The organism is Streptomyces sp. NPDC085866 (assembly GCF_044541035.1).
Taxonomy (GTDB): Bacteria; Actinomycetota; Actinomycetes; order Streptomycetales; family Streptomycetaceae; genus Streptomyces.
Window position 1 is genome coordinate 61,754 of sequence record NZ_JBITSQ010000005.1, and the last position, 13,061, is coordinate 74,814.

Below are 13,061 nucleotides of genomic sequence, written 5' to 3' on the forward strand. Positions count from 1 at the left end.
CTGTGAGCACAGGCACTGAGACGGAGCGGGCGGAACGCTCCTGGCCCGCACTGCTCGGGTCCGTTCTGAACGGTCGTGACCTGTCCGGCGCGGACACCGCGTGGGTCATGGACCAGGTGATGCGGGGCAGCGCCCCGGACGCCCTGATCGCCGGCTTCCTGGTCGCCCTGCGCGCCAAGGGGGAGACGGTCGGCGAACTGGAAGGGCTCGTACGAGGAATGATGGCGCACGCCGTGCGCATCGACGTGCCGGGGAGGACCGTCGATGTGGTCGGTACCGGGGGAGACGGGGCGAACACCGTCAACATCTCCACCATGGCCGCCATCGTGGCGGCGGGCGCCGGCGTACGGGTCGTCAAGCACGGCAACCGGGCCGCGAGTTCGGCCTCGGGGTCGGCGGACGTACTGGAGCGGCTCGGCGTGAGTCTCAGGATTCCGCCGGGGCAGGTCGCCGCGGTGGCGGAGGAGGCCGGGATCACCTTCTGCTTCGCCCCCGACTTCCATCCGGCGATGCGGCACGCGGCCGGGGCACGACGGGCGCTGGGCATTCCGACCGTGTTCAACGCCCTGGGGCCGCTGACCAATCCGGCGGCTCCCGCGGCGCACGCGGTGGGGGTCTCCGATCCGCGGCTGCTGCCGCTGGTCGCCGGGGTGCTGGCGCGGCGGGGGGCCACCGCGCTGGTGTTCCGGGGCGACGACGGGCTCGACGAGCTGACGGTGACGACCACGTCCACCGTGTTCTCGGTGGCCGGGGGCCAGCTGCGGCAGGAGGCCTTCGATCCGCGGGACGTCGGTGTCGCGCTCGCGCCGGTCGAGGCACTGCGGGGTGGGGATGCCGTGCACAACGCGGAGGTCGCGCTGCGGGTGCTGGACGGTGCCCGCGGCCCGGTGCGGGATGCGGTGCTGTTGTCGGCCGCGGCTGCGCTGGCCGCGGAGGCCGCCGGCGGTTCAACGGTGACCGAGCGGATCGGTGCTGCTCTGGGCCGGGCCGCGGATTCCCTGGACTCGGGGGCGGCTCGGGCAACGTTGGACCGGTGGATTGTGGCTACAGGGGACAGGGCGCTGGCTCCGGTCGCGTGAGTGGCCCCCGGGGTCGGTGTGACCGCCCCGGGGACTGCGCCCCCAGACCCCCGCTGCAGGCCCGGAACGGGCCTCGTCCTCAAACGCCGGACGGGCTGGACTGTGCCGGCCGGTGCGAGGAGGTTGCCGGGAGGGGCTGGGAGGTCGCCGGAAGGTTCTGGGAGTGTGCCGACGCCTCCGGCGGGTCGTCCGACACAGGCACTCGGCGGAACCAGTTCAGCGCAGGGGAGGTGACCGCAGTCGTGATCAGGGCCATCAGGACCAGGATCGTGAACAGGGAGGGGCCGATCACGCCCAGCTGGAGGCCGAGGTTCAGGGCCACCAGCTCGGTCAGGCCGCGGCAGTTCATCAGCGCGCCGATGGACATCGCGTCCCGCCAGGACTCGCCGGCCAGCCGGGCCGCGGCCGTGCTGCCGCCCCACTTGCCGAAGGCGGCCGCCGCCAGCACCGCCGCTGCCCACAGCCACTGGGAGGGATCGCCGTTGAGCAGGGCGATGTCGGTCTTCAGGCCTGTGTTGACGAAGAACAGCGGGAGCAGTACCGGGACGGTGAACGCGCGCATCCGGGCCGCGGAGATCTCGACGGTGCGCGAGCCGCGCGGGGTCACCACGCCGAACAGGAACGCGCCGAACAGGGCGTGGATGCCGATCCGGTCGGTGACGAAGGCCGACAGGCACAGGCCGGTGAACAGCACCACCAGGACGGTGGACTCCACCGCCCGCGACGCCCGTTCGGCGGCCTTCGCGAGCAGCGGTCGTACGACCCACAGCATGACCACGAGGAACACCACCGACCACAGCGCCGTCATCGCCGCGTCCTGGAGGGAGCCGCTCGCGCCGACCGCCGCCACCACCGCCAGCAGGCACCAGGCGGTCACGTCGTCGACGGCCGCGCAGGCCATCGCCAGTGAGCCCAGGCGGGTGGTGTACATGCCGCGGTCGCTGAGGATGCGGGCCAGCACCGGGAACGCGGTGATGCTCATCGACACCGCGATGAACAGGACGAACGGCAGCCGGCCCACGCCCTCGGGGGCGAACGTGCCGTACATGCCGAGCGCGAGGAGCGAACCGAGTGCCAGCGGCAGCGCGATGCTGGCCTGAGAGACCGCCACCGCGGAGCGGCTGTGGCCGCGCAGCGCCGAGAGGTCCAGCTCCAGGCCGACCAGGAACATGAAGGCCAGCAGTCCCAGATTGCCCAGCGCGCCGATGTACGGCAGCACTTCGGGCGGGAAGAGCCAGTGCTGGAGCGACGGTGAGAGCCAGCCGAGCAGGGACGGGCCGAGCAGGATGCCCAGCGTGATCTCGCCGATCACCGGGGGCTGGCCCAGCCGCCGGAACAGGCCTGCGCCCGCACGGCACGCGGCGATCACCACCGGTACCGCGATCAACAGGTCGGGCAACGGGTCAAAGGCGGGTGCCGACACGGGCGTCTCCTTCCAGAGTGGTGGGCAGGGGTACTTCGGCGGCGGCCTCGGCCAGCGGGCTGGTCGCCACCGACCAGCGGGCGTACCGGCGGCGGCCGTACAGCAGGGGCTCCCCCGCGTCCGCCAGCGTGACCGCGGTGACCCGGCCGAAGACGGCCGTGTGGTCGCCGATCTCGACCGTCTGCGCGACCTCGCAGTCCGCGACGGCCAGCGCCGCCCCGGTCAGGTGGGGGCCACCGGCGCCCAGGGGCAGCCGCCACTCGGCGCGCTCGAAGCGGTCGGCGTTGCCGGAGGCGAACAGGTCGGAGAATTCGTGGGCCCGCTCGTCCAGGAGGTTGACGGCGAACCGGCCGCTCTCCAGGGCGGCCTGCAGGGTCGGCCCCGCGGTGCGCAGGCAGACCACCAGGGTCGCCGGGTCGAGGGCCACGCTCGCCAGTGAGCTGCAGGTCATCCCGCGTGGGACGGAGTCCGCGTCGAGCGCCGTGACGACGGAGACCCCGGACGGGAAGCAGGACATCAGCGGGCGTATGTCGGTGTTGCCGGACGACGTGCTCAGGGATGTGCTCATGCAGGAGGACTCCTGTCCGTGAGAGGCCGGCGGTGCCGCGCCGCCAGGAGCGACGGGCACCGCCGTGCGGTGCTGGACCTGGGCCTACTTGCCGTGCAGCCGGCGCAGGTAGTCGTAGGTACTGGGGAGGGTCTGCAGCAGGTGCTCCTGCTGCTGCCGGACCTGCTCGAACAGCGGCTCGGCACCCGCCACGGACTCCGGCTTGTGGGCGAGGGCCGGCAGCGGGGTGTCGGGTTCCAGGCCGAGCCCGGCGAAGATGCAGTAGTAGCTGCCGTTGGTCCAGAAGTTGCGGAACTCCGCCTCGAAATTGCCGTAGTACGTGGACTCGTCGGCGATCGGCGAATTGATCGGCAGGCCCGCCTTGTAGGCCGCGATCTTCTTCTGGATGTTCTCCGGCAGAGTCAGCTTCTTCTGGGCCTGCCAGAACGGTGTGTCATTGCGCGGGGCGTAGTAGAAGTGCGCCTGGATGAAGTCGCGGGTGTCGTCGAACATCACCTCGATCTCGTTGTTGAAACTGTCGACGAGCGCCGGGTTGAAGGTGCGGTCCGGGAAATGCTTCGCGAGCTGGTAGATGGCGGCGGTGATGAAGTAGATGCCGGTCGACTCCAGCGGTTCGAGGAAGCAGGAGGCGAGGCCGATGCTCACCACGTTGTTGACCCAGGCACGACGGTTGCGGCCGACCCGGAAACGGACGTGGTTGAACTTGGTCTTGGCCGGGTCGAGATTCCACAGTTCGCAGAATTCCTGGGTCGCCTCCTCCTGCGATGTGAACCTGCTGGAGTAGACGTAGCCGGAGCCGAAACGGCCCAGCATCGGGATCTTCCAGCTCCAGCCGGAGGACATCGCGATGGCGGAGGTGTACGGCTCCACGCCGTTCGCCTCGTCGTCGTGCGGGACGGCGGTGGCGACCGCGCTGTCGCACATGAGGTGGTCGCTCATGTCCAGGAACGGCTCGCCCAGGGCCTTGTTGATCAGCAGCCCGCGGAAGCCCGAGCAGTCCACGAACAGGTCTGCCTCCAGCACCCGCCCGGACTTGCAGTGCAGCGCGGTGACGTACCCGCGCTCGTCCTGCTCGACCCGCACCATCTCGTCCTGGACGTGCTCGACGCCCTGCTTGTCGGTGGCGAACCGGCGCAGGAAGTCGGCCACCAGCGCCGCGTCGAAGTGCCAGGCGTAGCGGGTGGAGGGGGTGCCGTCGAGCCACTTCGGGGAGAGCTTGGCGTCCATCGCCGGGGGCTCGCGGAAGCAGGAGTAGTCGAACGGCAGGTCCGTGCGGCCCTCGTGCTTGTTCTTGAACCAGTAGTGCGACAACGGCGTGTTGTCGTGGTCCGGCAGGATGCCGAACGGGTGGTAGAAGTGGTCCGGCCGGCCGTCGTCCAGCGTGCGGGCCTCGGACTCACCCCGGCCCGGTGTGCGCCAGTTGACGAAGCGCACCGCCATCTTGAAACTGGCGTTGCACTCACGCATCCACTCCTCCTCGGGTATCCCGAGATAGTCGAAGAGCACGCGGTGCAGATTGGGAACGGTGGCCTCGCCCACGCCGATCCGGGGAATGGCGGGCGCCTCCAGCACCTGGATGTCCACAGTGCCCTGCAGAGCCTTGCCCAGATAGGCCGCGGTCATCCAGCCGGCCGTACCGCCGCCGAGAATGACGACCTTACGGATACGCGAGTCGGTATCGGTCATATGCGGGGCTCTCTCTCCTGGTCGGGTGGGTCGGGAGCACATTCGCCCCGACGCTGTCGAGCGATTCCACGCCAGATTCGGAGGGTCGGCTATGCCGCTTCTATAGATGGCTGGAATCTCGGCTTGAGCAGCCTTGTATGGGTGAGGTATAGGCGGCCCGGCGATTGTCGGTTGGCATAGAAAACCGCCCCGCAACTCCCAGCAGAGGATGGCTGCATCAGATGCCGTACGAAGACGGGAATGCCGTTGCCCCGGGGCCGGGCGGACTCCCCGGCACTCCGCCGGCCGGACTCAAGGGAATCCTTTCCGCGGTGGGGGGAACCCCGCTGATCGAGCTGGAACGGCTCGTCCCCGGATTCCCCGGCAGGCTGTTGGCCAAAGCCGAACGGTTCAATCCCGGCGGCAGTGTCAAGGACCGCTCCGCGCTCGGCATGGTGCTGGGCCGGATCCGCTCCGGGGAGCTCGTGCCCGGCCGCTCCACGGTGATCGAGTCCAGCTCCGGCAACCTCGCGATCGGACTCGCCCAGATCTGCGGGTACTTCGGACTGCGCCTCGTCTGCGTGGTCGACGCCCGCACCACCCAGCAGAACATCGCGATCCTGCGCGCCTACGGCGCCGAGGTCGAAGTGGTCCGCGATCCGGACCCGGTCACCGGTGAACTGCTGCCCGCGCGGCTGCGCCGGGTGGCCGAACTGCTGGCCGAAACCCCCGACTCGTACTGGCCCGACCAGTACGCCAACCCCCTCAACCGGCAGGCGCACCTGACCACCATGCGGGAGATCGCCGAGGCGCTCGACGGGCAGGTGGACCACCTGGTCCTGGCCGCCGGCACCGGCGGCACCCTGGGCGGCTGCGCCGAGTACATCCGGCAGGCGGGTCTTGCCACCACCGTGCACGCCGTCGACGCCGTCGGCAGTGTGCTGTTCGGGCCGACCGCGAGCTGCAAGCGGCTGGTGCCCGGGCACGGTGCCTCGGTACGCCCCAAGCTGCTGCGCACCGCGGACGCCGACCACGTCATCCACGTCACCGACCTGGACTGTGTGGTGGGCTGCCGACGGCTGGTGCGGCGCGAGGCGATCCTCGCCGGGGGTTCCTCCGGTGCGGTCGTGTCCGCGCTGGAGCGTGTCCTGCCCCAGGTCGAACCCGGCGCGAACGTCGTCCTGATCCTGCCCGACGGCGGCGACCGCTACCTCGACACGATCTACGACGACGCCTGGGTACGGCGTCACTTCGGCGCGGTCTCCCAGCTCTGGGAGGACGACGCCGCGTTCCCCCGACCCGCCGAGAACACGAGCGAGTTGGCCGATATAGGGCATCGATAGCCGGCCCGCCCAGCATGGTCGGCATCGACCACGGAACCCCCTTTCATCCCCTTACGGAGGCATCCCATGACCACCCAGATCCCCGCCCTGGACGAGACCGAGCAGAGCCAGATCAAGGACATCGTCTGCGACATCCTCGAGCTGGAGCTCGACGAGGTCACCGACACCAGCCTGTTCAAGGAGGAGCACGACGCCGACTCGCTGCGCACCATCGAGATCCTGGCTTCCCTGGAGCGCACCTTCGGCATCACCCTGAAGCAGTCCGAGCTGAGCCGCATGGTCAACCTCGCCGGCGTCTACGCCGTGGTCGCCGAGGCCAAGGCCCAGTGACCGGCGCCCGGCACCGGGTGGTCGTCACCGGCCTCGGGGTGGTGACCAGCATCGGCACCGGAGTGGACGCGTTCGCCGCGGGCCTGCGGGCCGGGCGCAGCGGGGCGAAGCCCATCACCGCCTTCGACACCACCGGCTTCGCCTACTCCAACGCCTGCGAGATCACCGACTTCGACCCCGAGGCCTGGATCACCGAGCAGTCCCCGGACGACCTCGGCCGCGCCGCCCAGTTCGCGGTCGCCGCGAGCCGGATGGCGGTGGCCGACGCCGGCCTCACCGAGGAGCAGGTGCGCGGGGTCCGGTCGCTGGTCTCCGTCGGCACCACCGACGGCGAGTCCCGCGACCTGGACCACCTCACCGGGCTGCAGGTCACCGGCGGCGACGACGTGCTCGACGCCGTGGTGGCCCGCCGGGTGTGGCCCGGCCGGCTGTCCGCCGGGATCGTGCGCGAACTCGGCCTGGAGGACGTGGAGACGGTCACCGTCCCCACCGCCTGCGCCGCCGGCAACTACGCCGTCGGATACGGCTACGACGCGATCAGCTCCGGCGACGTCGAGATGGCGCTGTGCGGGGGCGCGGACGCGCTGTGCCGCAAGACGTTCACCGGCTTCTACCGGCTCGGCACCATCGCACCCGACGTGTGCCGCCCCTTCGACGCCGACCGGCAGGGCATCCTGACCGGCGAGGGCGCCGGCATCCTGCTCATGGAGTCGCTGGAGTCCGCGCTGGCCCGCGGCGCCGGCATCTACGCCGAGGTGCTCGGCTACGGGCTGTCCTGCGACGCCAGCCACCCCGTCGCCCCGGACCGCGACTCGATCGCCCGCTGCATCACGGCCGCGCACCGCAACGCCGGGATCGAGGCGGCCGACGTCGACTTCATCTCGGCGCACGGTACCGGCACCAAGGCCAACGACGTCACCGAGGTCGGCGCGATCCGGCAGGTGTTCGGCGAGGAACTGCCGCGCACCGTCTCCATCAAGTCGATGATCGGGCACACCATGGGCGCCGCCAGCGCCCTCGCCTCGGCGGCCTGCGCACTCGCCCTGCGCGACGGCTTCATCCCGCCCACCGTCAACCACCGCACCACCGACCCCGAGTGCGCGGTCGACTGCGTGCCCAACGAGGCCGTCGAGGCGCACCTCAGGGTCGTGCAGAACAACGGCCTCGCCTTCGGTGGCAACAACGCCGTGCTGGTGCTCGGCCGGTGGGACACACCCGTGCCGAGCGCGGCCTGAGACGGACGGCCTGAGACAGACACAGCACACCGACACACGACGACAGAGGGGAGTGGGACGCCATGGCAGCCGAAACGGGCGCGCCGCCGGCGGAGCTGGTGATATCGGGCTGGGCCGTGTCCTCGCCGTACGGACTGGGCAGGGCCGCCTTCGCCGGGGGCCTCGCGTCCGGACGGCGTGCGATCGCCCCGCTGGACGACGCCGACTGGCCGGTGCCGTACGAGGAGGCCGGGCTGATCCCCGGCTTCGACATCAAGGCGGTACTGGGCCGCAAGGGCACCCGTTCCATGGACCGGGTCACCGGCATCGCGGCCGCCACGGTCGGCATGCTCCTCGCGGAGTACGGGACCGGGCTCGCCGCCGACCCGGAGTCGACCGGGCTGGTCCTCGGCACCTCCGGCAGCGTGCAGTCGATCATGGACTTCACGCGGGACGCGCTCACCGGTGACAAGCCCTACCTCGTCGACCCGGCACGCTTCCCCAACACCGTCATGAACTGCCCCACCGGGCAGAGCGCCATCCGGCACACCCTCAAGGGCCCCAACGTCACCGTCTCCGGCGGCGCCGCGACCGCGCTGCTCTCGCTGCAGTACGCCTCCCGGCTGCTGCGCGGCGGGCACGGCAGGGCGTTGCTGGCGGGCGCGGCCGAGGAGTTCTCCGTGCAGCGCGCCCGCCTGGAGCGGGTCGCCGACCACGGGGGCGCCGCACCGCAGCCGCTCGGCGAGGGTGCCGCGCTGTTCCTGCTGGAGGACGCGGCCGACGCCCGGGAGTCCGGCCGTCCGGTGCTCGCCGGCGTCCTCGGCTCCCGCTTCCGCGCCTTCCAGGACACCGCGCGGGCCGGTACGGCACTGGAACGCTGTGTCGCCGACGTGCTGGCCGCCGCGGGTGCCGCCCCGGACGACGTGGAGCTGATCGCGCCCGGCACCCCGCCCGGACTGCTCGGCAAGCAGGAGGAGTCCGCCCTCGACGGCCTCACCGGCAACCGGCTGCCCGTCCGCTCCCTGGTTGGTGACGCCGGCGCCGCCTCCGCCGCCTTCCAGCTCGCCGCCGTCCTCGCCGAGGCGGAGGCCGACCCGCGCCTGGTGGACCGGCTGACCCTGGTCACCGCCGTCGACCGCGACGGCACCGCGGGCGCGGTGCTGCTGCGCCTGGCCTGACGGCGCGTACCCCTGACACTTCCGCAACCAACGGTCCGAACTTCCCCAGGAGAGAGGCAAGTCCATGTCCGACACACCGAGGCCGGTGGCGCTCGTCACCGGTGGATCGCGCGGTATCGGGCGGGCCGTCGTGGAGACGCTGGCCCGGGACGGCTACGACGTGGCGCTGTGTTTCCAGTCCAACGAGCAGGCGGGCGAGCTGGCCGCGAAGGCGGCCGAGGCGCACGGCGCGCGGACCCTGGCGCGCCGGGTCGACGTGACCGACCGGGCCGCCGTGGCGGACTTCGTGCAGCAGGCCGAGGACCGGCTCGGCCCGGTCGACGTCCTGGTCACCGCGGCCGGCATCGTCCGGGACGGTCATCTGGCGATGATGGCCGACGAGGACTGGGACGCCGTGCTGCGCACCAACCTCGACGGCACGTACCACTTCGTCAAGGCGCTCGCCTTCCCCATGATGAAGCGCCGCCGCGGCACGGTCATCACGCTCTCGTCGGTCGCGGCGGAGGGCCACGCCACCCAGACCAACTACTCCGCGTCCAAGGCCGGGATCATCGGCCTCACCAAGGCCTTCGCCAAGGAGGCCGGCCGGTCCGGCATCCGCGCCAACGTGGTCGCCCCCGGCTTCATCGGCACCGACATGACCGGCGGGCTCTCCGAGAAGCACGTCAAGGAGATGACCCGGCGCATCCCGCTGGGCCGCTTCGGCGAGCCGCAGGAGGTCGCCGAACTGGTGTCGTTCCTGGCGGGCGAGCGCGCCTCGTACATCACCGGACAGGTCTTCGCCATCGACGGCGGCCTGGTCGTCTGACCACGGCACCACGGAAGGAATCAGCCATGCCACGCGCCGCCCGGCCGCCGCGGTTCTACTTCAACCTGCGCAGCCCCTACAACTTCTTCGCCCTGCGCGCGCTGCGCGCCCACCGCCCCGACCTGCTCGACCGGCTCGAGTGGCGGCCCTTCTGGGAGCCCGACGAGACCAGCGAGAAGCTGCTCGCCGAAGCCGGGGCCGAGTTCCCGTACACGCCCATGTCCCGGGCCAAGCAGTTCTACATCCTGCGCGACGTGCGCCGCCTGGCCACCGCCCGCGGGCTGGAGCTGACCTGGCCGGTGGACGCCGAGCCGTGGTGGGAGCCCGCGCACCTGACCTGGTTCGTCGCCGAGCGGCACGGCCTCGGCCAGGCCTGGGTCGAGCGGGCCGGCCGGGCCCGCTGGCTGGAGGGCCGCGACCTCTGCGACCCGGCCACGGTCGCCGAACTCGCCGCCGAACTCGGCTTCGAGGCCGCCGACACCGACGACCCCGAGCTGCGTGCCCAGGGCGCCAAGGCGCTGCTGGACGTCGTACGCGACGGCGTGTTCGGAGTGCCGTACTTCATCAACGGCTCGCAGCCCTACTGGGGCCTGGACCGGGTGGCCGACTTCGTCGCCTCCTTCGACCAGCCGGGCGCGGAGACCGCCCCCGACGCCGCCGACCTGTCCGTCGTCGCGGGCCGCGCCTCCGACCTGAGCCACGCCGGAGGCTGCGGATGAGCACCGCCGTACGCGCGCTGCCGCTCACCACGATCCAGGAGTCGATGTGGACGGCGTACCGCATCGCCCCGGACAGCGCCGCCTACAACATCGTGATGCCGCTCAGGCTGCGCGGCCGGGTCGACCCCGCCGCCATGGACGCGGCCGTCGCCTCGGTCGGCGAGCGGCAGGAGCTGCTGCGCTCCGTCTTCGCCGAGCACGACGGCCGCCCGGTCCGGGTCGTCGCCGAACAGCCCGTGATCCGGCTGGAGTTCCGTGATCTGGACGGCTCCGACGAGACCCAGTTGTTCCAGGCCGCCGAAGAGGCCGGAGCCCGGCCGTTCCGGCTGGAGGCGGGGACCTTCCGGGTCGTCCTGCTGCGGCGCACCGACGACGACTGGGCGCTGGTCACCTCCGCCCACCACATCGTCAGCGACTTCACCTCGCGCTGGCTGCTGGTCCGTGACGTCCTGGACGCCTACGCGGCGCACGCCACCGGCACCGCGCCCGCCTGGCGCCCGCTGACCTCCTCCTACAGCGAATACGCGGCCGAGGAACTGCGCTTCACCGCCTCCGACGAGGGCCTGAGGGCCGCCGAGGAGTGGCGGGCCGCGGTGAGCGGTTCGGCCCCCGCCGAGCTGCCCCTGGACCGGCCCCGGCCGCGGGTGCGGTCCCTGCGCGGCGACACGGTCGTACGACGGCTCGCGCCGGAGTCGGCCGAGGGGCTCGGCCCGGCCGCCAACACGGCGGGCGTGACCCCGTTCGCCTATCTGCTCGCCGTGTTCCAGGCCCTCACCCACCGCTGGAGCGGCCAGGACGACTTCCTGCTCGGCGTACCCGCCTCGGCGCGCTCCGGGCGCGGCCAGCGGGACCTGATCGGCTGCTTCCTCAACACCATGCCGGTGCGGGCCGAGTTCGGCCCCGACACCACGTTCCGGTCGGCGGCCGGGCAGGCGGGGGAGCGGATCATGCGGGGCATGCTCGGGGTGCGCTACCCCTGCGGACTCGCCTTCCCGGACACCGTGCTGTTCCGGGCCGCACTGTTCCTGGTCCAGATGGACCGCATGCAGCCGCCCGTGCCCAACGTCCCGCCGGGCGCGGCCGTCGGCCCATCCATCTCCTACGCCGGCCTCGACATCGCCCTCGTCGACGTACCGCAGCAGGAGGGCCAGCTCGACCTGCTGCTGCGCATCGAGCAGACCCCCGACGGCGTCACCGCCGTCTTCTCCTACGACACCGACGTGCTGGACCGGACGAGCGTGGAGCGGCTCGCGGACGGCTACGAGCGGCTGCTCGCGGCCGCCGTGCGGGACCCGGACACGCGGATCGCGGACGTGGAACTGGCCGGCGCCGCCGACCTGGACGCCCTCCTCGCGCTCGGCGACTCCGGCACCTACGACGACTTCGCCTTCGACGAGTCGTACGACTCCTTCGACTCCTTCGAGAACGCCTGGGACCACCGATGATGACGACCACCACGATCGCGGTGACCGGCGCCGGAATCGGCGGACTCGCCGCCGCCGCGGCCCTGCACCACCGGGGCGTCGACGTGCACGTCTACGAGCGTGCCGACACCCTGCGCGAACAGGGCGTCGGCATGCACCTGGGGCCCAACGGCACCCGACTGCTGCACCGGCTCGGACTGGCCGGCGAACTGGAGCGGGCCGCCGTGCGGCCCGAGGCGCTGGAGGTGCGAGCCTTCCACGACGGCTCCGTCGTGGCCCGGCAGGAGATGGGCGCGGCCTGGGAGCGGGCGTTCGGCGCGCCCTACCTCACCGTCCACCGCGGCGACCTGCACCGCATGCTGGCCTCCCTGTTGCCGGCCTCGCGGGTGCACACCGGGCGCGAGCTGGTGGCGTACGAGGAGAGCCGCAAGGGCGTCACCCTGCGCTTCGCCGACGGCACCGCGACCCGGGCCTCCGCCCTGGTCGGCGCGGACGGGGTGCACTCGGTGGTGCGGCGCTCGCTCGCCGGGGACGAGCAGCCCCGCTACTCGGGCAACAGCGCGCTGCGCGGCCTGGTGGACGCGGCCGACGTGCCCGGGCTCGACCCCGCACAGATGTACATGTTCGCCGGGCCGACGGCACGCGTGCTGGTGTATCCGGTCAGTGGCGGGCGGCAGTTCACCTACGTCGTGGTCGCGCCGGCGCCGGAGGGGATTGCCGAGTCCTGGACCAGTGCGGCAGACCGCGCCGACCTCGACGCGGCGCTCGACGGATGGGCGCCCCAGGTGCGCCGGCTCGTGGGCGCGGCACGGGATGTGCGGCGCTGGGCGCTGTACGACCGTGAGCCGCTGCGGCGCTGGAGCACCGCCCGCACCACGCTGCTCGGCGACGCGGCCCATCCGATGCTGCCGCACCACGGGCAGGGCGCCAACCAGGCCGTGGAGGACGGCGTCGCGCTCGCCGTCTGCCTCGCCGAGGCAGGGCCCGGCGGCGACGGGATCGCCGCCGCGCTGGCCCGTTACGAGGCGGTACGCCGCCCGCACACCACGCGCGTGCAGTTGGGCTCGCGGGACGGCGGCGGCCGGGGCCCCGGCAAGGGCGTACGGGACCAGGCCGCCGACGTGTCCTGGATCCTCTCGCACGACGTCGAGCAGAGCCTGTACGGCGAGATGTCCGGCGACAACGCCGCCTGACCGACACCCCAGGGCCCCCGATGCCGTCACCGGCGCCGGGGGCCAACGGGCCAGAGGCGGAGGCCGCGCCGTTCGGCCCGGCGCTGGGGCGTGGCGGGTGGAGATCTGTCGGACGGC

The 13,061-nt window shown here is 72.1% G+C and carries 12 protein-coding genes; 9 read left to right on the forward strand and 3 right to left on the reverse strand.

What is annotated here, in order from left to right:
- The first annotated feature begins 2 nt into the window (after nucleotides 1–2).
- Complete coding sequence (trpD, locus tag ACIF83_RS13320; RefSeq protein WP_399726399.1) at nucleotides 3–1,079, forward strand: anthranilate phosphoribosyltransferase; 1,077 nt, start codon at nucleotides 3–5, stop codon at nucleotides 1,077–1,079.
- 79 nt (nucleotides 1,080–1,158) lie between these two features.
- Here trpD and ACIF83_RS13325 read toward each other — a convergent pair whose 3' ends face one another.
- The 3 genes from ACIF83_RS13325 to ACIF83_RS13335 form a co-directional block, all read right to left on the reverse strand.
- Nucleotides 1,159–2,502 carry a cation:proton antiporter gene (locus ACIF83_RS13325; RefSeq protein WP_399726402.1) on the reverse strand — a complete coding sequence of 448 codons (1,344 nt, stop codon included), beginning with the start codon at nucleotides 2,500–2,502 and terminating at the stop codon, nucleotides 1,159–1,161.
- The gene (locus ACIF83_RS13330; protein ID WP_399726405.1) at nucleotides 2,483–3,070 is read right to left on the reverse strand and encodes a flavin reductase family protein; all 588 of its coding nucleotides are present in this window, start codon (nucleotides 3,068–3,070) and stop codon (nucleotides 2,483–2,485) included. The genes ACIF83_RS13325 and ACIF83_RS13330 overlap by 20 nt, the downstream gene beginning before the upstream one ends.
- An 84-nt stretch (nucleotides 3,071–3,154) precedes the next feature.
- Entirely contained in the window at nucleotides 3,155–4,756 is a 1,602-nt protein-coding gene (locus ACIF83_RS13335; RefSeq protein ID WP_399726409.1) for a tryptophan halogenase family protein, read from the reverse strand.
- Between the two features lie 311 nt (nucleotides 4,757–5,067).
- Here ACIF83_RS13335 and sbnA point away from each other — a divergent pair, with 311 nt between their 5' ends.
- The 8 genes from sbnA (at nucleotide 5,068) to ACIF83_RS13375 (ending at nucleotide 12,944) form a co-directional block, all read left to right on the forward strand.
- Complete coding sequence (gene sbnA / locus ACIF83_RS13340) at nucleotides 5,068–6,078, forward strand: 2,3-diaminopropionate biosynthesis protein SbnA (RefSeq protein ID WP_398137701.1); 1,011 nt, start codon at nucleotides 5,068–5,070, stop codon at nucleotides 6,076–6,078.
- Between the two features lie 66 nt (nucleotides 6,079–6,144).
- A complete protein-coding gene (locus ACIF83_RS13345; protein WP_097252620.1) occupies nucleotides 6,145–6,408 on the forward strand; it encodes an acyl carrier protein in 264 nt (87 codons plus the stop codon).
- Entirely contained in the window at nucleotides 6,405–7,643 is a 1,239-nt protein-coding gene (locus ACIF83_RS13350) for a beta-ketoacyl-[acyl-carrier-protein] synthase family protein (protein ID WP_399726412.1), read from the forward strand. The genes ACIF83_RS13345 and ACIF83_RS13350 overlap by 4 nt, the downstream gene beginning before the upstream one ends.
- Nucleotides 7,644–7,705: 62 nt before the next feature.
- Entirely contained in the window at nucleotides 7,706–8,800 is a 1,095-nt protein-coding gene (locus ACIF83_RS13355; RefSeq protein ID WP_393468521.1) for a beta-ketoacyl synthase N-terminal-like domain-containing protein, read from the forward strand.
- Between the two features lie 64 nt (nucleotides 8,801–8,864).
- A complete protein-coding gene (gene fabG, locus ACIF83_RS13360; RefSeq protein WP_399726416.1) occupies nucleotides 8,865–9,608 on the forward strand; it encodes a 3-oxoacyl-ACP reductase FabG in 744 nt (247 codons plus the stop codon).
- Nucleotides 9,609–9,634: 26 nt separating this feature from the next.
- Nucleotides 9,635–10,327 carry a 2-hydroxychromene-2-carboxylate isomerase gene (locus tag ACIF83_RS13365; protein ID WP_393468526.1) on the forward strand — a complete coding sequence of 231 codons (693 nt, stop codon included), beginning with the start codon at nucleotides 9,635–9,637 and terminating at the stop codon, nucleotides 10,325–10,327.
- Nucleotides 10,324–11,772: a condensation domain-containing protein gene (locus tag ACIF83_RS13370; RefSeq protein WP_393468529.1), complete on the forward strand. Its 1,449-nt coding sequence runs from the start codon at nucleotides 10,324–10,326 to the stop codon at nucleotides 11,770–11,772. Before ACIF83_RS13365 ends, ACIF83_RS13370 begins: the two co-directional genes overlap by 4 nt.
- Complete coding sequence (locus tag ACIF83_RS13375; protein WP_399726420.1) at nucleotides 11,769–12,944, forward strand: FAD-dependent monooxygenase; 1,176 nt, start codon at nucleotides 11,769–11,771, stop codon at nucleotides 12,942–12,944. The genes ACIF83_RS13370 and ACIF83_RS13375 overlap by 4 nt, the downstream gene beginning before the upstream one ends.
- Nucleotides 12,945–13,061 lie beyond the last annotated feature (117 nt).

What these genes read in the sequence shown, in the direction of transcription:
- ACIF83_RS13370 (WP_393468529.1), top strand. Translation starts at nt 10,324, where the DNA reads ATGAGCACCGCCGTACGCGCGCTGCCGCTCACCACGATCCAGGAGTCG.
- ACIF83_RS13365 (WP_393468526.1), top strand. Translation starts at nt 9,635, where the DNA reads ATGCCACGCGCCGCCCGGCCGCCGCGGTTCTACTTCAACCTGCGCAGC.
- ACIF83_RS13335 (WP_399726409.1), bottom strand. Translation starts at nt 4,756, where the DNA reads ATGACCGATACCGACTCGCGTATCCGTAAGGTCGTCATTCTCGGCGGC.
- ACIF83_RS13330 (WP_399726405.1), bottom strand. Translation starts at nt 3,070, where the DNA reads ATGAGCACATCCCTGAGCACGTCGTCCGGCAACACCGACATACGCCCG.
- ACIF83_RS13345 (WP_097252620.1), top strand. Translation starts at nt 6,145, where the DNA reads ATGACCACCCAGATCCCCGCCCTGGACGAGACCGAGCAGAGCCAGATC.
- ACIF83_RS13375 (WP_399726420.1), top strand. Translation starts at nt 11,769, where the DNA reads ATGATGACGACCACCACGATCGCGGTGACCGGCGCCGGAATCGGCGGA.
- ACIF83_RS13355 (WP_393468521.1), top strand. Translation starts at nt 7,706, where the DNA reads ATGGCAGCCGAAACGGGCGCGCCGCCGGCGGAGCTGGTGATATCGGGC.
- fabG (WP_399726416.1), top strand. Translation starts at nt 8,865, where the DNA reads ATGTCCGACACACCGAGGCCGGTGGCGCTCGTCACCGGTGGATCGCGC.